This is a genomic window from Streptomyces sp. NBC_00299 (genome assembly GCF_036173045.1).
GTDB classification, from domain to species: domain Bacteria; phylum Actinomycetota; class Actinomycetes; order Streptomycetales; family Streptomycetaceae; genus Streptomyces; species Streptomyces machairae.
The window spans coordinates 5,462,171-5,481,674 of sequence record NZ_CP108039.1 but is presented as its reverse complement, the minus strand read 5'-3'; the positions used below and the strand labels follow the sequence as shown (position 1 = coordinate 5,481,674).

The following is a 19,504-nucleotide window of genomic DNA, read 5'->3' as shown; positions in this document are numbered from 1 at the left end:
CCACCCGGCGTACGCGGCCGCACCCTTTGTACGCCCTGTGGTCGTGGCGTTACGCGGCGGCGTCGAAGCCGGTGCTGCGCGCCAGCTTCTTCAGCTCCAGCAGGGCGTGCTTCTCGATCTGCCGGATGCGCTCGCGGGTGAGGCCGTGTTCCTTGCCCACCTCGGTCAGGGTGCGCTCGCGGCCGTCCTCGATGCCGTACCGCATCTTGATGATGGACGCCGTGCGCTGGTCGAGGCGGCCGATCAGGTCGTCCAGCTCCTCGCTGCGCAGCAGGGTGAGGACCGACTGCTCCGGGGAGACCGCGGAGGTGTCCTCCAGCAGGTCGCCGAACTGGGTCTCGCCCTCGTCGTCCACCGACATGTTCAGGGAGACCGGGTCGCGGGCCCAGTCCAGGACGTCCACCACGCGGTCCGGGTTGGAACCGAGCTCGGCGGCGATCTCCGCGGGCTCCGGGTCGCGGCCGTGCTCGCGGTTGAACTCGCGCTGCACCCGGCGGATGCGGCCCAGCTCCTCGACCAGGTGGACGGGGAGGCGGATGGTGCGGGACTGGTCGGCTATGGAGCGGGTGATCGCCTGGCGGATCCACCAGGTGGCGTACGTGGAGAACTTGAAGCCCTTGCGGTAGTCGAACTTCTCCACTGCGCGCACCAGGCCGGCATTGCCCTCCTGGACCAGGTCGAGGAGGGGCAGGCCGCTGCGCGGGTAGCGGCGGGCCACCGCGACGACCAGACGGAGGTTGGAGCGGATGAAGATGTCCTTGGCCCGCTCTCCGTCGGCGACCAGGGCCTCCAGCTCCTCGCGGGTGGCGTCCGCCCTGGCCTCCTCGAAGCCGTCGAGGACCTGCCTTGCGAACACACCCGCCTCGATGATCTGTGACAGCTCGACCTCTTTGGCTGCGTCGAGAAGCGGCGTGCGCGCGATCTCGTCGAGGTACATGCCGACCAGGTCGCGGTCCGCGATCTCGCCGCCATGGGCGCGAACACTGCGTGCCTTGTCGACGGTCTCGCCGGTGGCGGCGGACTGACGACGGGCGACGGCACGGGTTGCCATGCGTGCTCCCTTGCGATGTGGGCGGGCGGGTGATTCGTAAACGCTTGGGACTCTTCTCGAGTGCCCTGCATCCGATGGAAACAACGACTGGAATCAGGACAGAATTCCCAACCCACCCCCATATTTTTCTGATCTTGCAGTACCCTGTCCGGCCACGCGAGGAGGCCCGATGCCGTCGGCACGTACAGAGGTGCAGGTCAGACCGGGAGTCGAGAGTGACCTCGACGCCCTCACCGACATCTACAACCACTATGTACGTGAGACGCCGATCACATTCGATACCGCGGTCTTCACGCCGGAAGAGCGCCGCCCTTGGCTGCTCTCCCACCCTGAAGACGGCCCGCACCGGTTGATGGTTGCCACGCAGGGGGCTCCTGGGGCCGACTCACAGCGGATTCTCGGCTACGCCACATCCAGCGCCTTCCGGCCGAAGCCCGCCTACGAGACCTCCGTCGAGGTGACCGTCTACCTCGCGCCGGACGCCGGCCGGCAAGGCGTCGGCACCCTCCTCTACAAGGCCCTCTTCGAGGCCCTGGCCGAGGAGGACGTGCACCGCGCCTACGCCGGCATCGCCCAGCCGAACGAGGCCTCCACCCGGCTGCACGAGCGGTTCGGCTTCCGGTACGTCGGCACGTACCGCGAGGTGGGCCGCAAGTTCGGCCGGTACTGGGACGTCGCCTGGTACGAGAAGGAACTGTGAGCCGGGCCGGAAGGCCGGACCCTCAGCCGAACTGCACCGAGCGCTTCGCCAGCCCCATCCAGAACCCGTCGATCACCGATTTCTGCGTCGCTTCCAGCTCACCGGCCGCGTCCGCCGCGCCCATCGTCACGAACAGCGGGGCGAAGTGCTCGGTGCGCGGATGGGCGTAGCGGCCGGCCGGAGCCTTGTGCGGGAAGTCCAGCAGGGCGTCCCAGTCGCGGTTCTCCAGCGCCCGGCGGCCCCAGTCGTCGAACTCCACCGACCACGTGGGTATTCCGCCCTGCCGCAGGGCGGCCAGGTTGTGGGTGAAGAAGCCGGAGCCGACGATCAGCACGCCTTCGTCGCGCAGCGGCGCCAGCTTGCGGCCGATCTCCATGAGCCGCACCGGGTCGAGGGTCGGCATGGAGATCTGCAGGACGGGGATGTCGGCCGTGGGATACATCTCGACGAGGGGGACGTAGGCGCCGTGGTCGAGGCCGCGGTCCGGGATGTCCTGCACGGGGATGCCGGGGGCGCGCAGCAGCTTGCGTACGGACTCGGCGAGTCGGGGAGCGCCGGGGGCCGCGTACTCGACCTGGTAGTAGTGCTCGGGGAAGCCCCAGAAGTCGTAGACGAGCGGAACGGTCTCGGTGGCGCCGATGGCGAGCGGGGCCTCCTCCCAGTGGGCGGAGACCATGAGGATCGCCTTCGGGCGGGGCAGGTCGGCGGACCAGGCGGCGAGCTCGGCGGGCCAGAGCGGGTCGTCCGCGAGGGGCGGGGCGCCATGGCTGAGGTAGAGGGCGGGCATGCGCTCCTGCGTGGCGGCGGACATGGCGGCGGCTCCCTCCGAGGACTTGAAGCCATGTGCTTCAAATCTAAAGCTTCTCTGCCCAAAAGACGGTACGCCGAGGTAGTTAAAATTTCAAGGAGAGCTCTCGTACAGTGGAGTACATGAATACGGCATCGACCTCCGCGCCACCCTCGCCCGAACCCTCGTCCGCGGCGCAGCCGCGCTGGCTCACCGACGAGCAGCAGCGTGTCTGGCGCACCTACCTGGATGCGAGCACCCTGCTCGAGGACCACCTGGACCGTCAGCTCCAGCGGGACGCGGGCATGCCGCACATCTACTACGGGCTGCTGGTCAAGCTGGCCGAGTCCGCGCACCGCCGGCTGCGGATGACCGAGCTGGCGATGTACGCGAAGATCACCCGCTCCCGCCTCTCGCACGCCATCGCCCGGCTGGAGAAGAACGGCTGGGTCCGGCGCGAGGACTGCCCCGACGACAAGCGGGGCCAGTTCGCGGTGCTGACCGACGCGGGCCTTCAGGTGCTGCAGCAGACCGCGCCGGGCCATGTGGAGGCCGTGCAGCAGGCGATGTTCGACCGGCTGACGCCGGAACAGCAGAAGGCCCTCGGCGAGATCATGCGGATCGTCGCCGAGGGCCTGCAGCCGAGCGAAGCGGGTGCGGACCTGCCCTGGCTCCGCTGAACCGCTCATTCAGGGAGCCGGGGCAGGTCCTGGGGGTCGTACGTACGGAGCGTCCCCATCCCCGTACGTACGCCTGGCCCGAAGGGGTGGGCCGGCGGTTGCCGCCGGCCTCGGTGCGGCGTCAGTGCGCGACGACCGGCACCGGCACCTCGTCCTCGGCGCCGTCCTCGGAGGACGCCACCGTCGTGCCGCCCGGGCGGCCGGCGTTGACGAAGGTCAGGGCGATGACCGCGGCCGCGACCAGGATGCCGACGGCGAACCAGATGGCGCTGGTGTAGCCCTGCACCATGGCCTCCAGCTGGACCAACTGCTGCTGGGACCGGCTGGTGGCACCGGCGATGTGGTCGGCGACGTACGCCGTGGTCGCCGAGGCGGCGATCGTGTTCAGCAGCGCCGTACCGATCGCGCCGCCCACCTGCTGCGAGGTGTTCACCATCGCGGAGGCGACACCGGCGTCCTGCGGCTTGACGCCCTGCGTGGCCAGCGACATCGCCGGCATGAACGCGGTACCCATACCGAGGCCGAGCAGCAGCATCGCCGGCAGCAGGAGCGCGGCGTACGAGGAGCCGATCTCCAGCTGGGTCAGCAGCAGCATGCCGAGGGCGGCGACCAGGAAGCCGGGGCCCATCAGCAGCCGCGGCGCGACCCGGGTCATCAGTCGGGTGCCGATCTGGGTGGAGCCCGTGATCATGCCCGCGATCATCGGCAGGAAGGCGAAGCCGGTCTTGACCGGCGAGTAGCCCTTCACGATCTGCAGGTAGTAGGTCAGGAAGAGGAACAGGCCGAACATCGCGATGATCGCGAGGCCGAGCGAGAGGTAGATACCGCCGCGGTTGCGTTCGGTGACCACGCGCAGCGGCAGCAGCGGGGCCTTGACCTTGGACTCGACCAGGACGAAGGCCGCGAGCAGCACACCGGAGGCGACGAACATGCCGACCGTGAGGGAGTCGCCCCAGCCGTTGGACTCGGCGCGCGTGAAGCCGTAGACCAGCGCGACCAGACCGAGGGTGGACAGGATCACGCCCGGGATGTCGAGCGCGGAGCGGTTGCGGGCGCCCTTGGGCTCACGGATGACGAACCAGGCACCGGCCGCGGCGAGAATGGCGAACGGGATGTTCACGAAGAACGTCCAGCGCCAGTCCAGGTACTCGGTGAGGAAACCGCCGAGGATCAGACCTACGGCACCGCCGCCACCGGCGATCGCACCGTAGATGCCGAACGCCTTCGCACGCTCCTTGGCGTCCGTGAACATCACGGCGAGCAGCGACAGCGCGGCCGGGGCGAGCAGGGCACCGAAGACGCCCTGGAGGGCACGGGCGCCGAACATCATGGCCTCGTTGGTGGCGGCGCCACCCAGCGCGGACGCGGCGGCGAAGCCGGCCAGGCCTATGACGAACGCCCGCTTGCGGCCCCAGAGGTCGGCGATCCGGCCGCCGAACAGCAGCAGACCACCGAAGGCGAGGGCGTAGGCCGTGACGACCCACTGCCGGTTGCCGTCCGAGATACCCAGGTCCTGCTGGGCGGAGGGCAGCGCGATGTTCACGATGGTCGCGTCGAGCACGACCATCAGCTGGGCCAGCGCGATGAAGACGAGCGCTTTCCAGCGGTTGGGATCGACGGCACCGAGGGTGCCGCCAGGAGCCTTTACGGCCGTTTCAGACATGGGTCTACCCACTTCGGGACTTCGTGACGGAAAAAGCGAAAGGAAAGGGGACGGCTCGTCGGCTGTGACGGCCGGTGAGAGTTGATGGCTTGGTGATTCGGTCTATCGGCTGCTGTGGCGCTCTGATGACTGCCGTTGTGCTCTGAACTGATCGGTCAGGCCTGGCGCAGGTCCTCCATGGTCAGCGGCGTGCCCGGCAGGGTGGAGCGGGCCGGGGCCCGCAGTCCGTCCAGGAACAGCTGCAGATGCCGGTGGACATAGCGGTCGGACATGTCGCAGCCCGTTCCGGCCGGGGGCCGGCTGAGCTGGGCGGCGGCGATCATGAGGTCGCCGACGTCCACGTCGGAGCGGAGCTGGCCGGCCACCTTGGCGCGGTCCATGATCGCCCCGATCAACTGCTCGACCCGCTCCCGCGAGGCCTCCAGATCCGGGTGGTGCTGGTCGAACGTGCTCTGGACCATCGGGCACAGCGCGCTGATCCGCTCGTCGGCGGCCGTGTGCACGAAGCGCTCCAGAGCCTCGAAGGCATCCCCGGTCTGAGCGAGCGCGAGCTCGGCCGCCGCGGCCGTACGGTCCATGACGGAGCAGACGACCTCGCGGACCAGCGCGTCGCGGTCGGGGAAGTTGCGGTACACCGTGGCGTTGCCGACGCCGGCCCGGCGGGCGATGTCGTCCAGCGGCACGTCGGGGCCGAACTCGACGAACATCTCCCGGGCGGCGGTGACGATCCGCTCCCGGTTGCGCAGGGCGTCGGCGCGCGGCCGGGTCGCCTTGCGCGGTGCGGGGGTGGCGGTCTGCACGGCGTACTCCTGAGTTCTGCTGGGTGGGCGATCCGGGGAAGCTGTCCCCGTTTCGCTCGGACACATGACTAAACGGGGAGGGGCTCCCCGGTTATTTCCCAAACCCGCAGGGAATTCCTTGTGATCTGAGTCACAATCTCTCTCGCCTCCCGCGGCAGGGAACCCACGTTCGGTCTCCTCCAACGCGCGCACGCGCAGCCCTCGACACAGGGTGATCGAGAGGGTGCAGTACGCAGTCGGCGGCTGCCATGGACGAGAGGCCCATGCATGCCGAGCCGTCGGATACGTCCCCGCCGTGTGGCCGCCCTTGCCTCCGTGACCGCCCTGACCCTGGCGGTCAGCACCTCGGCAGGCACCGGGCACCTCACGGCGGGGACCTCCACGGCGGCCGGGGCGAGCCCGATCCCACCGGGTCACACCGCGGCCCTCGGCCCCTGCATGATCAGCGGCCGGCCGACGGTCCAGATGTCGGAGGGCGTACCGACACCGCGCGGTTACGCCCGCTCCACCGGAACCGTCCGCGCCCTCACCCTGATGGTCGACTTCCCCGACTCGCCCGGCACGGGCAAGGCGCTCGACCGTTTCGCGGAGTTCTTCCCGCAGACCCAGAAGTGGTTCCGCACCAGTTCCTACGGCCGCCTCGACTACCGCCCCGACATCCCGATACCCCGCTGGCTGCGCATGCCCAAGTCGTTCCGGGCGTACGGCATAGAGCGCGGCGCGCCCTTCGACCCCGGGTACCGGCAGCTGGTCCAGGACCTCGTGGTCGCGGCCGACCCCAAGGTGGACTTCCGGTCCTACGACTTCCTGAACGTCCTGGTGACCCCGAACGCCGGCCCGTCGGCCCTGGACACGGTCCTGTCGGTGACCTTCGCGGGCAACGCCGAGGCCCCGGTCGCCGACGGCGTCTCGGTGACCAACGCGTCCTTCGTCTACTCCCGCCAGGACGACGGCTCCGGCACCTACCACCGCACCGGCTACCGGGTCCTCCCCCACGAGAACGGCCACGTCTTCGGCCTGCCCGACCTGTACACCGCCGAGGGCGGGGGCGCGGTCGGCCACTGGGACATCATGAGCGAGGACTGGGGGGCCAACAACGACCTCCTCGGCTGGCACAAGTGGAAACTGGGCTGGCTGGACTCGGACCAGGTCCGGTGCGCGGCCACCCCCGGCAAGGCCGAGTACGCCCTGACCCCGCTGGCCCGCACGGGCGGCCCCAAGCTGGTGTTCGTCCCCCTCGACCGCCGCTCCGGCTACGCCGTCGAACTACGCACCCGCGAGGGCAACGACGAGGCCGTGTGCCGCCCCGGCATCCTGATCTACAAGATCGACGCAGACGTCGACACCGGCATGGGCCCGGTGAAGGTCCTCGACTCCCACGAGGACAGCGGCGGCTGCACCCGCAGCCCGAACGTCCACGCCGAACTCTCGGACGCGACGTTCGTGCCGGGGGAGGAATTCCGGGACGCGAAGCGGGGGGTGCGGGTGGAGGTGGTGGGGGCGGATTTGGCGGGGGGGTATCGGGTGCGGGTTTCTCGGGGGTAGCCCGAGTCGCCGGCGTACTCGCGCGTGACGCGCATGAATCGAAGTACTCGCGCGGTACGCGCACGTGAAGCGAAACGAATCGGCTCGAATCGGCTTGGATCAATTCGGATTACGGTTAGGCCTGCCGTGACCGCCGTACCGGAGAGCCGATGCCCGCGAAGACGACCCTGGACGACCGTGCCGTGCCGGTGGAGGCGGTCACACCACTGATCCGCGGTGTCGGGGTGCTGTGGCGCCTGACGGAGGCGGGCGGGACGCTGAGCGCAAGCGGGCTGGAACGGGCGACCGGACTCGCACGCTCCACGGTGGACCGGATCGCGTCCACGCTCGCGCGCATGGGATACGTCCGCCTCGACGGCCGCGACGTGATCCTGGCGCCCCGGGTGATGGAGCTCGGCAACGCCTACCTGGCCGCCCTAGGCCTGCCCGCCCTCCTCACCTCCCACGCGGACGCGCTCGCGGACGAGTTGGACGAGTCGGTGTCGCTGGCGGTCGCCGACCGCGACGGCATCCGCTTCATCCACCAGGCGACCCGCCGCCGCGCGATGTCCCTCAGCTTCCGCATCGGCGACCTGCTCCCGGCCGAACGCACCGCGCCGGGCCCGCTGTTCGCGACGGAGTGGACGGCCGCGGAGTGGCAGACCTGGCGCGAGCGCCGGGCGACGGACCCGGAGGACCGCGGCTTTCCCTCCGTACCGCCGCAACCGCACCCGTCCCCCGACGAGGACTTCGAACGCCGGGCGGCCCGGGCGCGAAAGGACGGCTGGGCGCTGGACGACCAGTTGATCGAGCCGGGACTGGTCGCCGTGTCCGTACCGGTGAGGGATCCGCGGGCGGGCGGCCGTATCGCCTGCGTGGCGAGCGTCGTCAGCCACACCAGCCGCCACACCGCCGCGGACCTGCGCGACACGCTCCTGTCCCGCCTACGGGCCACGGTCGCGAAGATGGAGCACGAACTGCGCGAGGCACCGCAGCCGCAGTCGCAGCGCGGGGCTGCGCCGGCTGCGGGGCTGGCGGCCTGGACCGGGGCCTCCAAGCAGGAACTGGGCAGGGAGTTCGTCGAGTCGCTGGCCCGCGGGCTGACCGTACTGACCGCCTTCGGCGAGGGCCGGGCGGAACTGACGCTGACGGACGTGGCTCGGGCGACGGGACTGGCGAGGGCCACCGCACGCAGGGCACTCATCACCTACGAGCACCTGGGCCTGGTACGCCAGTCCGGCAACCGCGCCTTCGCCCTGACCCCACGCGTACTGTCCCTGGGCTTCCCACCCCTGTCCCGCACCTCAATCCCCCGAATCGCGTCCCCGCACCTGACCGAACTGGCCACCCGTGTCCACGAGTCGACGTCCCTGGCGGTGCTGACGCCGTCGGGCGACGAGATCCAGTACACGGCCCGCGCCGCCACGGGCCGCGTGATGAGCGTCGATGTCACGGTGGGCACGCGACTGCCGGCGTACGCAACATCGCTGGGCCGCGTCCTACTGGCGGATCTCCCGCCCGCAGACCGCCACATGGGCCCCCTCTCCCCCCTCACACCGCACACCACCACCGACCCCGCGACCCTGACGACCACGCTGGACGACGTCCGCAAGCAGGGATACGCCCTGGTCGACGAGGAGTTGGAGGCAGGACTCCGCTCGGTGGCAGTACCGGTACGGGACCGCACCGGCCGCGTGGTCGCCGCGCTGAACGTGGCGATGCACGCGGCTCGGCGGTCGGTGGAGGAGTGCGTACGGGAGGTGCTGCCGGAGTTGGTGGAGACGGCGGGGCGGGTGGAGGGGGATCTTCGGGTGGCGGGGAGGTTTGCTCGGGTGGGGGTGGAGTGAGGGGGGTGGGGGCTGAGGGATGAGGACTGGGAGGCTTAGTGAGTAAGGGCTAGGAAACTAGGGGTGAGGGCTGAGGATTGCTGATCGGATGCCTCAGCCGTCGTACGGCCTGGCGGCCCGGCCCTCCCGCAGGGTCAGCCCCCACCAGGCGAGCTGGTCCAACAGCACGGCGGCGGCCTTGGCGGTGCCGTCCTGGTCGTGCGGGCGCCCCTCGTCGTCGAACTGCTCCCACGCCATGTGGAAGCTGACGGTGTCGCGCAGCGTGACGGCATGCAGCTCGGCGAAGACCTGCCGCAACTGCTCCACCGCCCGCTGACCACCGGCCATACCGCCATACGAAACGAAGCCGACCGGCTTGGCCCGCCACTCCCGGTAGACGTAGTCGATGGCCAGCTTGAGGGAGGCGGGGTAGCCGTGGTTGTACTCGGGCGTCACGACAACGAACCCATCGAGCCCACCGATCCGCTCGGCGAGCGTCGGGGCATCGCCGCTCCCTGCGGCCCGCTCCAGCGTGAGCTTGAGCTCCTCGGCGAGGGCGGGCTCGGACAGATCGATGACATGCGTCTCCATGTCATCACGCCGCCCGATCTCGGACACGAACCACTGGGAGACCTTGTCGGCGAACCGGCCGGGGCGGACGCTGCCGATGAGGACGCCGATCTTGAGTGGGGGCTGGGGTGACTGGTGGGTCCGGGAGCTCTGGGAGATCTGGGAGTCCTGAGCTACGGGGGTGCGCGGGGTCTGGGGCATGGAGGTGCCTCGATTTCGGTAGCCGGGAGTGACCGCGATCGGCCCTGGTTGGGCCCGCGCAAGAAACGTAAAATCTCAAGTTAACTTGAGGTCAAGCGCCCCCGGACGCGCCGCCCGAGAAAGATCGACAAGGCACGCCGCCCGTCCCCCACAACCGGGGCGAACCCCGAGGGACGCATCCGCTACGCTGTCAGGGCACCTTCCGCCTTCGTAGCTCAGGGGATAGAGCACCGCTCTCCTAAAGCGGGTGTCGCAGGTTCGAATCCTGCCGGGGGCACAGAGAAAAGGGCCAGCTCAGGAGGGATTTCCTCCCAGGCTGGCCCTTCACCGTTTCAGGCGCCGCGCCACACGCGTGCCACTACGCCCGCCTCCCCGCCCTGGGCGGCCCGCCTACACATGGGCGGGAAGCCACGTAACAGGTCGCCCTCCGCAAACTCATGCCGAGTGCCGGATGCTCTGCAAGACCCCGCCGGACCCATCGTCAAGCAACCAGAACGACCAGCCATTTCGGTTCGGGTTCACGTCCGGCTTGTAGTGCGCTACGACCGCCCGGGCCGCCCCAGTCGGCGTCTTGAAGCTTTGCCCAGCGAGCGGCCCCGAAGTGATATCGATCCGCTTCGTGTCCTGGTCATAGCTGCCGCGAGTCCGATGGCCCTCGTAGTCGGCATACACGTCGACCTTGCGCTCTCTCTCCGCACCTGCCTTGCTCGCGGCGGCTGGCGCCGAGGGCGGCACGCTTGCGGTTCGCACGAGCCGAGCAACAACCTCGCCAGCAGTCGTACCGCCCATGCGCGCCGCGAACTCGATGGAGCGGTAGGTCTGTTCATCAACCTCAATAGTTGGGCTCATGCCGTCCCCCTTGCTAGTCGGTGTCGACCACCGAAGAATAACGCAACCCAAGGGCGCAGAGCAAGCATAGAACGCATTTGAAGAATTCTGCGAAGTGAGCGACAGGTCGATGGCCCGGTCCCTGTCGCTGGTCATGTGCTGGTAGATCAGCGCAGCCCGGGAGCTGCTGGCCCCATCCTCGTCATCAGCTCCCGTGTGCCGCCTCCGGCCGTGGAGGCCAGAGTGTTGCCCGTGTGTCGTAGGTCGTGAAAGTGCAGTTGGGCCGAGACGCCAGCTGCCTTCCGGGCCTTGACCCAGTCGTCGCGTAAGTTGCTGCGACACAACTACCCACCCTGCGGCCCGACGAAGACGTGCCCCTCGCGGCCGGGGGCGGCGAAGTGCTCCAGGTGGTGCGTGACCGCGTCGAGCAGTTCGGCCGGGAAGGAGACGGAGCGCATCCCGGCCGCGGACTTCGGCGCCTTGTCGAAGGGTCGACCGTCCTGCAGCTCGGCCTGAGCGCGCCGCACTGTGACGGTCAGCGCCTCCAAGTCGATGTCCCGACGCCGCGGGGCCGTCAGCTCGCCGAACCGCAGGGTAGTGAAGGCCGCCAGGAGCACCAGCAAGCGGTAGCGGGGCCCGATGGAATCGGCGAGGGCGAAGACCTCCGTCACTGAGGGATTTACAAGTCATCTCATTTGGTGGGTCTGCGGTAGCAGATGAGGCTGCAGGCGAGGCTGGTGAAGCCGAGGAAGTGCTCGGCTTTGCGTTCGTAGCGGCGGTGGAGTCGGCGGCAGCCAGCGAGCCAGGCCATGGTCCGTTCAATGGTCCAGCGGTGTCGACCGAGTCGCTGAGAGCTATCGACGCCCTTGCGGGCAACACGGTGCTGGATGCCTCGCTGTGAAAGCCATTGCCGCAGGTGGCGGTAGTCGTAGCCCTTGTCGGCGTGGAGCTTGCCGGGCCTACGCCGACGAGGGCCGCGACGGGACCGGATCGGAGGTATGCCAGCGGGTCCAGCGGGTGGAACAGCACCGCTCGCACGTCTCCGCCACCCACACCGTGTGCCGGGTGCCCGGACACGCCGAACTCAGGCGGGGATTGTCCGAGACCGCATTGTGATGCGCGGGTGCACAACCCCGTGCGACTGCCGGCTGTCTGTAGGGCGCTGGAGGGATATACCTCCGGCTGTATTGCGTACGGAGATTGGGGATCAGGTGGGGAAGCAGTTCTGGAGAGTCGTCGTGGCCGGTGGCGCGGCGGCGGTGTTCACGGCCGTGGCCGCGGCGCCGGCCGGGGCGGCCGAGGGTGGTGTCTCGTTCACCCGTGTCCAGGTGAACGACGGCAAGCCGATCGTGATCGGGGTGTCGAACGAGGTCGCGGTGCCCGCCTCGTTCCGGATGGCGACCACTCAGGCCTGGAAGTACCCAGCGGTGTACCTGTACCGCAACGGTGGGGATGAACTGTGGCACGCCATCGAGACGAGCGACTGCATCAAGGTGAGCTCGGGCGTCTGCGACTTCGACGAGACGATGTACTTCGACCCGAGTGTGTGGGACATGCGCAACAGTGAGGCCGGGGCCTGGAAGGTCGCGGCCCGGGTGTACTTCAAGGGCGACGGCGGTGACACGGACGACGAGGGTCTGACGGTCCACGTCAAGCGCAACTCCCGCCTGACCGTCAACGCCTCGCCCGAACCGGTGGCCAAGGACAAGACCATCACCGTGACCGGAAAGGTCACACGGGCCAACTGGGAGACCAGGAAGTACGCCTCCTACGGGGGCCGCCTGGTCAGCCTGCAGTTCAAGCCCTCCGGCGCCGCCTCCTACACCACGGTGAAGAAGGTGTACGCGAACAGCTCGGGTGATCTCAGGACAACCGTGAAGGCCTCCAAGACGGGTACGTGGCGCTGGGCGTACTACGGCAACACCACCACCGGACCGTCGATGTCGTCCGGGGACAATGTCGTTGTGAACTGATGTCCGCGTCACCTACGTGATGGTGACTGCCGGGTTGGCGTACTACCAGGTCGTTTCGTGAGTCTGCGGTAGCAGATGAGGGTGCAGGCGAGGCTGGTGAAGCCGAGGAAGTGCTCGGCTTTGCGTTCGTAGCGGCGGTGGAGTCGGCGGCAGCCAGCGAGCCAGGCCATGGTCCGTTCAATGGTCCAGCGGTGTCGACCGAGTCGCTGAGAGCTATCGACGCCCTTGCGGGCAACACGGTGCTGGATGCCTCGCTGTGACAGCCATTGCCGCAGGTGGCGGTAGTCGTAGCCCTTGTCGGCCTGGAGCTTGCCGGGCCTACGCCGACGAGGGCCGCGACGGGACCGGATCGGAGGTATGCCCTTCACGAGAGGGACCAGGGCCTGGCTGTCGTGGACGTTGGCGCCGGAGATACCGACAGACAGGGGCAGACCGGTCCGCTCGGTGATCAGATGGATTGGTCCATTCGGCGAACCGGCGGTGGGCCGTCGCACCTGACGGGCCGAAAGAGGCCGCTGGCAACTGCTGCCACGTGCAGCCCGAGGTCGCCGCCACGAACACGATCGCGGCCAGCACCTCACGGTCGCCGTGACGACGCCGACCGCCGCCTTGCGGTCGCGACGGCGCCTCCGCACCACCCGCTGGAACAGCCCCACAGCTCATCTGGCACTAGCCGCTCAACGATCCCCTCCACAGCAGCAGCCTACTCAGCCAAATGAGATGACTTGTTAGACGTGGATCCTTCACGTTGGACGCCAAGAGTTTGCGCGAGCAGCGCGAGCAGGAAGGTGACGAAACGGCAGGTCAGGGCGGCTTCAATATTGTGGAGCGCGTTGTGGGTGCGGATGAGCCCCTCGTGCGTCGACTCCTTGTCCGTGAGGAACTGGATGGCGTCGACGAGCAGGATGTCCATCTCGCGGTAGCGCTTGCGAAGTGTCCCCCTTGCTGTCGGGGATGGAGTTGATGAACTCGTTGGTGAACTCCTCCGAGCGCCACTGGGCACCGTGCCGTAGAAGAGGACACGCACGGCCTTGTCAACCGTGCCTCGATGCTCGACACCAACGCCTGACACCAACAGGCGCGAACGGTGACGGTCAACGCCGAACCCCAACAACCAGAGCGCCCAAGCTCGGACGGGTTGGCCAACGCCGATGCTGCCCCGTGATCGACCTGATAATGATGAGGCCGCGAGGTCAGGGTTGATCCCGGGGCGGGACTCTCAGCCGGTAAGCCCCTGCTTGTGCAGGGCAGCGCTGGCCCGGAAGCGGATCCGGCCGCAACGATCACGATCTTCTTCCGAGGCTTCTGAGCCACAGCAGCAATGCCTTGCCAGCCAGCGAAGGTCATCCGGAGCAAGCCAGAGGGCAACCCGCCCCATCTCGTGCTCTCTCTGCGGGTCAGTCGGGTCAACAGCAGCCATGGCAACACAGGCTATCCGTGCCCCTATCGTGCCCGCTCGACCGGGGAGCCACGGGGAACACCGGGCGGCAGCGGTGCCAGGACGTGCCAACGGCCCTGCCCGATCCAACAGGTCAGGGCCGTTCACGTGCGGTGGGTGTGGGATTTGGACCCACGGTGACTTCGCTGCCACGACGGTCCTCAAGATCGTCACACTGCCCGCGCCCACACGCCTCAATGTCGTCGACCACTGTTGCTCTAGCAGCTCAGCCCCCGCGACCCCCGTCATTCTGGCGGGGCTGCTCCAGCGGGCCGATGGATCGCCACTGGGCGGACGGCTACTCCGACGACCCGCCATTCTGAATGGGGGTACCCGACGCACCAGGCATCACCCGACAGTTCCGCCGAGCTGATGCCTTCCGTTCGCAAGCTGGCACCGGAGCCGTGCCACTCTCGTGCCATAACGGACAATTAGTCGCGCTTGGGCCAGATCGGGCCTTGGTCGGTCCAGATGACGCCCTTGTTGCGGCACAGGCAGAAGGGGTGGCCGATCGGGTCGGTGTAGACCTGCCAGCCGTAGCCGTCGGGGCCGATGAAGTCCTGCCTCAGCGTCGCGCCGAGGTCGAGGACGCGCCGCTGCTCGGACTCGATCTCGTCCACTTCGAAGTCGAGGTGGAACTGCTTGGGGTGCTCGCTGTCGGGCCACTGCGGAGCGCGGTAGTCGTCCACCCGGATGAATGCCAGCTCGATCTCACCGAACTGGATGCCAGCCCAGTCCTCGGAGCTGCCTTCCTTGATCGGACGGCCCGTCACCTCGGAGTAGAAAGCCGCCAGCTTCATCGTGTCCGGGCAGTCGATAATGAAGTCGGTGAGTCGCAGCATCCCGCGATCTTGTCACAAGCTCACACCCGACTTCGAGACAGGCCCCTCATGCCCCCCATTCATTCCAAGTGCTGACCTTCGGGCAGACGATCCTACTGATCCACTCAGTACGGCCCCTCAATCTCGTGCCGCTCCAGCGCGGTGGCGTGCCGCGGCAGTAAGGCATCGAGGCTCGCCAGCACGATGCCGGCGGACTCCGCGGCCTCGGCCAGGCGACCGCGCTCGCAGGCCTCGACCACCTCGGGCACGTCGCTGCGGAGAATGTGAAGGGAGTCGCCCTGAATCAGTACCCCGGGGAACCGGCGACCGGGCAGGCGAACCACGGCATCGTTCCCACCATCAGTGAACAACACCATGTCTGACCAGGCATGGCGCAACGAACAGCCCCCTCGGAGTGATCTCCGAGGGGGCTGATGCGTGCTCCGGGGTCAGCCTGTCAGGCGAGGTTCTCGGCCGCAGAGATGGCGTGCGTCCGTCTCCGCCATCCTGGTCAGGCTCGGAGGGCTCTGGCGTCTGCTTCTTCGCCGGTGAGCCTTCGGGCAGCCGGATGCGGTCGGCCGACGCTCATGGGGAGCCGGAAGGGGGCGGCGCTGTGGTCAGCGCCGGCTCCTTTGGTGTCCCGGCTCCCCCGCGACCCCGCGCAGCGTTCAGTACTGCTCCGTCTCCACGAAACCCGCGTCCGCGTTGTCGTCCGCGCCGAAGGCGTCCGCGGCAGCGGTCGGGTCGAATCCGGGCGGGCTGTCCTTCAGGCCCAGGCCCAGGCCGGCCAGCTTCGCCTTGACCTCGTCGATGGACTTCGCACCGAAGTTGCGGATGTCCATCAGGTCGGCCTCGGAACGCGCCAGGAGTTCACCCACGGAGTGGACGCCTTCGCGCTTGAGGCAGTTGTAGGAGCGGACCGTGAGCTCGAGCTCCTCGATCGGCAGCGCCAGGTCGGCGGCAAGGGCGGCGTCCGTCGGGGACGGGCCCATGTCGATGCCCTCGGCGTCGATGTTCAGCTCGCGGGCGAGACCGAACAGCTCGACCAGGGTCTTACCGGCCGACGCCATGGCGTCACGCGGACGCATCGCCTGCTTGGTCTCGACATCGACGATCAGCTTGTCGAAGTCGGTCCGCTGCTCGACACGCGTGGCCTCGACCTTGTACGTGACCTTCAGAACCGGCGAGTAGATCGAGTCGACCGGGATACGGCCGATCTCCTGGCCCACCTGCTTGTTCTGCACCGCGGAGACATAGCCGCGACCGCGCTCGACGGTCAGCTCCATCTCCAGCTTGCCCTTGCCGTTCAGCGTGGCGAGGACCAGGTCGGGGTTGTGCACCTCGACACCGGCCGGAGGCGCGATGTCGGCGGCGGTGACCAGACCCGGACCCTGCTTGCGCAGGTACATCACCACAGGCTCGTCGTGCTCCGAGGAGACGACCAGCTGCTTGATGTTGAGGATCAGGTCGGTGACGTCCTCCTTGACGCCCGGCACGGTGGTGAACTCGTGCAGGACACCGTCGACACGGATGGACGTGACCGCCGCACCCGGGATCGAGGACAGGAGCGTACGACGCAGGGAGTTGCCGAGGGTGTAACCGAAGCCCGGCTCCAGCGGCTCGATCACGAACCGGGAGCGGAACTCGTCAACGACCTCTTCGGTCAGTGATGGACGCTGAGCAATCAGCACGAGGTATTGCCTCCAGTATGTGGCGCCCGTTATGTGACGCCGTAGACACCACGAAAGGGTACGGCCGGTTCGGCCCTTCTGCTGGCCGCTCGGCGGGTCCGGCTCTCGCTGGAGTCGAGTCCGACGGTCAGTTGCACCTGCTCGTGAGAGTCAGCCGCGGGCGCATTTCGATTTCTTTACGGGTGGGGCGGCTGGGGTCGACGACCGCCTGCACCCCCTGATCAGGCCCCTCATCAGGCCTCCTGATCAGCCCCCCTCATCAGCCCACCTGTCCATTGTTTCAGGTCACCGGGTACGGAATCCCCTGGTCAGCGGCGTCGAGCTCCGTCTCGTCCCAACGGTAATCGCTGCCGTCCGGGTCCGTGCCGGGCATTGGACGCGGACAGGGGCAGCGAAGGGGATGCCCGTAGGTCCATACTGGGGGCAATGACAAAGCCTGCTGCCCCGAAGCGTCACTTGCCCACCAGCCCCTTCAAGGCCCCGGTCGCGCCTGCTCCCAAGCACTTCGCCGTGGGCGACAAGGTCACCCACGACATGTACGGCCTCGGTCGTGTGATCGGTATCGAGGCCGGAATCGCGGCGCTCGTCGATTTCGGATCCACGCCGATACGGATCCTGAGCCCGTACGCCAAGATGACCAAGCTGTAGTACCAGTACCGCTGTGCCCGGTCACGGCACAACAGGTCCCTTCGGGGACCTGTGACGAAGGAGAGACCTCTCATAGAACTGACCTCGCTGTTCTCCGCTCCGGAAGGGCAGCCCCGCCGTTCCACCACGGCATCGCCGCCTCCGGCGACGAACCCCTTCCAGGCCCCGGACTTCGGGGATGACGAGACCTTCCCGTTCGAGGATGCCGAGGAAGTCGCCTCGGACATGCGTGCCACCCGAACCAAGGCGGCCTAGCTCCCCAAGGTGATTCACTGGTCGTCGCCCGCCTCCAGCCCCTGCACCTCCCCCGCAGCCCCCTCCGCCCGCCGCCGAGCCTCGCGGAGTCGTCGGTCGGCCGTGCGGGCCTCGTTGCGGGCCTCCTGTTCTGCGGTGCGGGCCTGTTGATGTTGGGTTTTGGCGTGCTGTAGCTCGGCGGTCAGTTCGGCGACGCGTTGCTGGGTCTCGTCGAGGTGCTTCTTCGCTGCGAAGGCCTGGCGGGTCGCCGTTGCCGTCTCGTCCTCCTGGGCTCGGAGTTCTCGTGCGGCCTTGTCGGCCTCCTTGCGGGCCTGCGTGAGACGACGGCGGCGTTCCTTGTCGGCCTTGGTGTCGCGAGGGGAGGGCCGGCGAGCATGGGACTCGGTGGCCGGAGACGGTGGGGCTCGGCGGGCGGTCGCGGGAGCCGCCACCGTCGGGAAGTCGGTCGCCGAACTGAAGGGCTTGGTGAGTCTGCCGCTCGCCCATTCGCGGGCCGCCTCGGGGTCCGCGAGGGCGGCGTGCAGGGTGCTCTCGACCTCGTGGCGGGCGGCGTCGCTGATCGGGTGGCCCGCCTGAGCGGCGAGTTGTCCGGCCTGTCGGGACAGCTCGCCGATCAGGATCCGTTGCTGTCGGCTGAGCTCGCGCAGTTGCGCTCCGTCCAGGTCCTGGTGGGCCTGTCGGAGGCCTTCGCCGAGGCGGAGCAGCGGTTCGACCTCGCTGCGGCGTTCGCGGACCAGGAGGTTGCTGGCCCAGGCCGACAGGCTCGGGCGGCGCAGTTTGCCGATCTCGGTGGCCAGGGCGCGGTCGCCGGCCGTGCGCGCCGCGGCCGCTCGTGCGGCGCGGGTGGGGATGAACTCCTCCGGTCGCAGGCCGTACAGCTCGTCGGCGACAGTGTCCAGGTCCACGTCCTGGTCCACGTCCTGATCCCGCTCCCGCTCCCGCTCCCGCTCCCGCTCCCGCTTCATCGGCATCCCTCTCTGCGTCCGTCGCCGCGTCACAGAGGTCAACAGGACCCGTGTCGATTTTCGCACCTTTGGTACTGATTCGCGGCGGCGGTTTCGACCGGTGGGCCCGGGCATGGCAGGCAGCCGCACACAGGCACCCGAACGCAGGCACCCGACGGCAGCCACCGGCACGCCCGGCCCCGTCACGTCACGTCACGTCACTTCCATGCGCGGTCCGCGAAGTCGGCGATCAGCGGGGCGATCTCCCCCAGGTGGGTCTCCAGGGCGAAGTGGCCGGTGTCGAGGAGGTGGAGTTCGGCGTCGGGGAGGTCGCGGAGGTAGGCGTGGGCGCCCAGCTCGGTGAAGAAGGGGTCGTGGGCACCCCAGGTGATGAGACTGGGCGGGGTGTGGCGGCGCAGCCAGGCGTGCCAGGTGTCGTAGCGCTCGACGTTGGAGTGGTAGTCGAAGAGCAGGGCCCGCTGGGCGACCTTGCGGCCGGGCTGGTCCAGGAAGTGCTGGTCCAGGGTCCAGCCGTCCGGGGCGACCAGGTCGGGGGTGGCGACGCCGGTCTCGTACTGGCCGCGGGTGGTTTCGAGAGTGAGCATGTCCTGGATGGCGTCGTGGGCGCCGGGCGTGTCCGGGGTCAGGCTGAGCAGGTCCCGGGCCATGCCGGAGAGGCCGTCCGCATAGGCGTTGCCGTTCTGGACCACCAGTCCCGCTATCCACTCGGGGTGGCGCTCGGCGATGCGGAAGCCCACGGGGGCGCCGAAGTCGAAGACGTACATCACGAAGCGGTCCAGGCCCAGGCGCTGGATGAAGCCCTCGGTGATGTCGGCGAGCCTGTCGAACGAGTACGTGAAGTCGTCGGGGGCCTGGGTGTGGCCGGAGCCGGGGTAGTCCGGGGCGATCAGCCGGTAGTCCGCGCCGAGGGCGTCGATGAGGCCGCGGAACTGGTGGGAAGCGGACGGGAAGCCGTGCAGGAGGAGCAGTACGGGGGCGTCGGTGCGGTCAGGGAGGGATTCCCGGTAGAAGACGCGGACTCCCTCGATCTCCAGGTGGCGATGGACGGTGCGGGCGGTTGCAGCAAGCATGTCTGACCCCTGC

The 19,504-nt window shown here is 68.5% G+C and carries 20 protein-coding genes, 1 tRNA gene and 3 pseudogenes; 8 read left to right on the top strand and 16 right to left on the bottom strand.

Annotated features, from left to right (window positions below; genetic code table 11):
- Nucleotides 1-49 precede the first annotated feature (49 nt).
- The gene (locus OHT51_RS24450; RefSeq protein ID WP_328881057.1) at nucleotides 50-1,051 is read right to left on the bottom strand and encodes a sigma-70 family RNA polymerase sigma factor; all 1,002 of its coding nucleotides are present in this window, start codon (nucleotides 1,049-1,051) and stop codon (nucleotides 50-52) included.
- Between the two features lie 169 nt (nucleotides 1,052-1,220).
- Here OHT51_RS24450 and OHT51_RS24445 point away from each other — a divergent pair, with 169 nt between their 5' ends.
- Complete coding sequence (locus OHT51_RS24445; RefSeq protein WP_328881056.1) at nucleotides 1,221-1,751, top strand: GNAT family N-acetyltransferase; 531 nt, start codon at nucleotides 1,221-1,223, stop codon at nucleotides 1,749-1,751.
- 22 nt (nucleotides 1,752-1,773) lie between these two features.
- On the opposite strand, the gene OHT51_RS24440 is transcribed toward OHT51_RS24445, so the two are convergent.
- Nucleotides 1,774-2,562: a dioxygenase family protein gene (locus OHT51_RS24440; protein ID WP_328881055.1), complete on the bottom strand. Its 789-nt coding sequence runs from the start codon at nucleotides 2,560-2,562 to the stop codon at nucleotides 1,774-1,776.
- Nucleotides 2,563-2,681: 119 nt separating this feature from the next.
- On the opposite strand from OHT51_RS24440, the gene OHT51_RS24435 reads away from it, so the two are divergent.
- Nucleotides 2,682-3,218 carry a MarR family winged helix-turn-helix transcriptional regulator gene (locus tag OHT51_RS24435; RefSeq protein ID WP_328881054.1) on the top strand — a complete coding sequence of 179 codons (537 nt, stop codon included), beginning with the start codon at nucleotides 2,682-2,684 and terminating at the stop codon, nucleotides 3,216-3,218.
- 121 nt (nucleotides 3,219-3,339) lie between these two features.
- Here the strand turns inward: OHT51_RS24435 and OHT51_RS24430 are convergent, their stop codons facing one another.
- Nucleotides 3,340-4,881, bottom strand: coding sequence for an MFS transporter (locus OHT51_RS24430; RefSeq protein ID WP_328881053.1), 1,542 nt, complete (start codon nucleotides 4,879-4,881; stop codon nucleotides 3,340-3,342).
- A 155-nt stretch (nucleotides 4,882-5,036) separates the two neighbouring features.
- Entirely contained in the window at nucleotides 5,037-5,681 is a 645-nt protein-coding gene (locus OHT51_RS24425) for a TetR/AcrR family transcriptional regulator (protein ID WP_328881052.1), read from the bottom strand.
- Between the two features lie 267 nt (nucleotides 5,682-5,948).
- Between OHT51_RS24425 and OHT51_RS24420 the strand changes: the two genes are divergently transcribed.
- Both OHT51_RS24420 and OHT51_RS24415 read left to right on the top strand, forming a co-directional pair.
- A complete protein-coding gene (locus OHT51_RS24420) occupies nucleotides 5,949-7,226 on the top strand; it encodes a M6 family metalloprotease domain-containing protein (RefSeq protein WP_328881051.1) in 1,278 nt (425 codons plus the stop codon).
- A gap of 149 nt (nucleotides 7,227-7,375) precedes the next feature.
- Nucleotides 7,376-9,052, top strand: coding sequence for an IclR family transcriptional regulator domain-containing protein (locus tag OHT51_RS24415; RefSeq protein WP_328881050.1), 1,677 nt, complete (start codon nucleotides 7,376-7,378; stop codon nucleotides 9,050-9,052).
- Between the two features lie 93 nt (nucleotides 9,053-9,145).
- On the opposite strand, the gene OHT51_RS24410 is transcribed toward OHT51_RS24415, so the two are convergent.
- Nucleotides 9,146-9,802 (bottom strand): NADPH-dependent FMN reductase, encoded by a 657-nt coding sequence (locus OHT51_RS24410; protein ID WP_328881049.1) that lies wholly within the window; start codon nucleotides 9,800-9,802, stop codon nucleotides 9,146-9,148.
- A gap of 204 nt (nucleotides 9,803-10,006) precedes the next feature.
- Between OHT51_RS24410 and OHT51_RS24405 the strand changes: the two genes are divergently transcribed.
- Nucleotides 10,007-10,079, top strand: a tRNA-Arg gene (locus tag OHT51_RS24405).
- A gap of 158 nt (nucleotides 10,080-10,237) precedes the next feature.
- On the opposite strand, the gene OHT51_RS24400 is transcribed toward OHT51_RS24405, so the two are convergent.
- From OHT51_RS24400 to OHT51_RS24390, 3 genes and pseudogenes are all read right to left on the bottom strand, one after another.
- A complete protein-coding gene (locus tag OHT51_RS24400) occupies nucleotides 10,238-10,651 on the bottom strand; it encodes a hypothetical protein (protein ID WP_328881048.1) in 414 nt (137 codons plus the stop codon).
- Nucleotides 10,652-10,974: 323 nt separating this feature from the next.
- Complete coding sequence (locus OHT51_RS24395) at nucleotides 10,975-11,301, bottom strand: hypothetical protein (RefSeq protein WP_328881047.1); 327 nt, start codon at nucleotides 11,299-11,301, stop codon at nucleotides 10,975-10,977.
- A gap of 20 nt (nucleotides 11,302-11,321) precedes the next feature.
- Nucleotides 11,322-11,630, bottom strand: a pseudogene (locus OHT51_RS24390) (transposase); the annotation flags it as partial.
- A gap of 211 nt (nucleotides 11,631-11,841) precedes the next feature.
- Here OHT51_RS24390 and OHT51_RS24385 point away from each other — a divergent pair.
- Nucleotides 11,842-12,603: a hypothetical protein gene (locus OHT51_RS24385; protein WP_328881046.1), complete on the top strand. Its 762-nt coding sequence runs from the start codon at nucleotides 11,842-11,844 to the stop codon at nucleotides 12,601-12,603.
- Nucleotides 12,604-12,611: 8 nt separating this feature from the next.
- Here the strand turns inward: OHT51_RS24385 and OHT51_RS24380 are convergent, their stop codons facing one another.
- The 6 genes and pseudogenes from OHT51_RS24380 to OHT51_RS24360 form a co-directional block, all read right to left on the bottom strand.
- The gene (locus OHT51_RS24380) at nucleotides 12,612-13,097 is read right to left on the bottom strand and encodes an IS5 family transposase (RefSeq protein ID WP_443052542.1); all 486 of its coding nucleotides are present in this window, start codon (nucleotides 13,095-13,097) and stop codon (nucleotides 12,612-12,614) included.
- 22 nt (nucleotides 13,098-13,119) lie between these two features.
- Nucleotides 13,120-13,266: pseudogene (locus OHT51_RS43380) on the bottom strand (hypothetical protein); the annotation flags it as partial.
- 157 nt (nucleotides 13,267-13,423) lie between these two features.
- Nucleotides 13,424-13,592: pseudogene (locus OHT51_RS24375) on the bottom strand (DnaA ATPase domain-containing protein); the annotation flags it as partial.
- Between the two features lie 880 nt (nucleotides 13,593-14,472).
- A complete protein-coding gene (locus OHT51_RS24370; RefSeq protein WP_328881045.1) occupies nucleotides 14,473-14,883 on the bottom strand; it encodes a VOC family protein in 411 nt (136 codons plus the stop codon).
- A gap of 104 nt (nucleotides 14,884-14,987) precedes the next feature.
- Nucleotides 14,988-15,260 carry a DUF6959 family protein gene (locus OHT51_RS24365; RefSeq protein WP_328881044.1) on the bottom strand — a complete coding sequence of 91 codons (273 nt, stop codon included), beginning with the start codon at nucleotides 15,258-15,260 and terminating at the stop codon, nucleotides 14,988-14,990.
- 270 nt (nucleotides 15,261-15,530) lie between these two features.
- Nucleotides 15,531-16,553, bottom strand: a complete 1,023-nt coding sequence (locus OHT51_RS24360; RefSeq protein ID WP_328881043.1) for a DNA-directed RNA polymerase subunit alpha — start codon at nucleotides 16,551-16,553, stop codon at nucleotides 15,531-15,533.
- A gap of 426 nt (nucleotides 16,554-16,979) precedes the next feature.
- Between OHT51_RS24360 and OHT51_RS24355 the strand changes: the two genes are divergently transcribed.
- Together OHT51_RS24355 and OHT51_RS24350 are read left to right on the top strand one after the other, a co-directional pair.
- Nucleotides 16,980-17,201 (top strand): hypothetical protein, encoded by a 222-nt coding sequence (locus tag OHT51_RS24355; protein WP_328881042.1) that lies wholly within the window; start codon nucleotides 16,980-16,982, stop codon nucleotides 17,199-17,201.
- Between the two features lie 51 nt (nucleotides 17,202-17,252).
- Nucleotides 17,253-17,456 (top strand): hypothetical protein, encoded by a 204-nt coding sequence (locus OHT51_RS24350; RefSeq protein ID WP_328881041.1) that lies wholly within the window; start codon nucleotides 17,253-17,255, stop codon nucleotides 17,454-17,456.
- 14 nt (nucleotides 17,457-17,470) lie between these two features.
- Here the strand turns inward: OHT51_RS24350 and OHT51_RS24345 are convergent, their stop codons facing one another.
- Both OHT51_RS24345 and OHT51_RS24340 read right to left on the bottom strand, forming a co-directional pair.
- On the bottom strand, nucleotides 17,471-18,421 hold the full coding sequence (locus OHT51_RS24345; RefSeq protein ID WP_328881040.1) for a hypothetical protein: 951 nt from the start codon (nucleotides 18,419-18,421) through the stop codon (nucleotides 17,471-17,473).
- A 197-nt stretch (nucleotides 18,422-18,618) separates the two neighbouring features.
- A complete protein-coding gene (locus OHT51_RS24340; protein WP_328881039.1) occupies nucleotides 18,619-19,491 on the bottom strand; it encodes an alpha/beta fold hydrolase in 873 nt (290 codons plus the stop codon).
- Nucleotides 19,492-19,504: the final 13 nt, after the last annotated feature.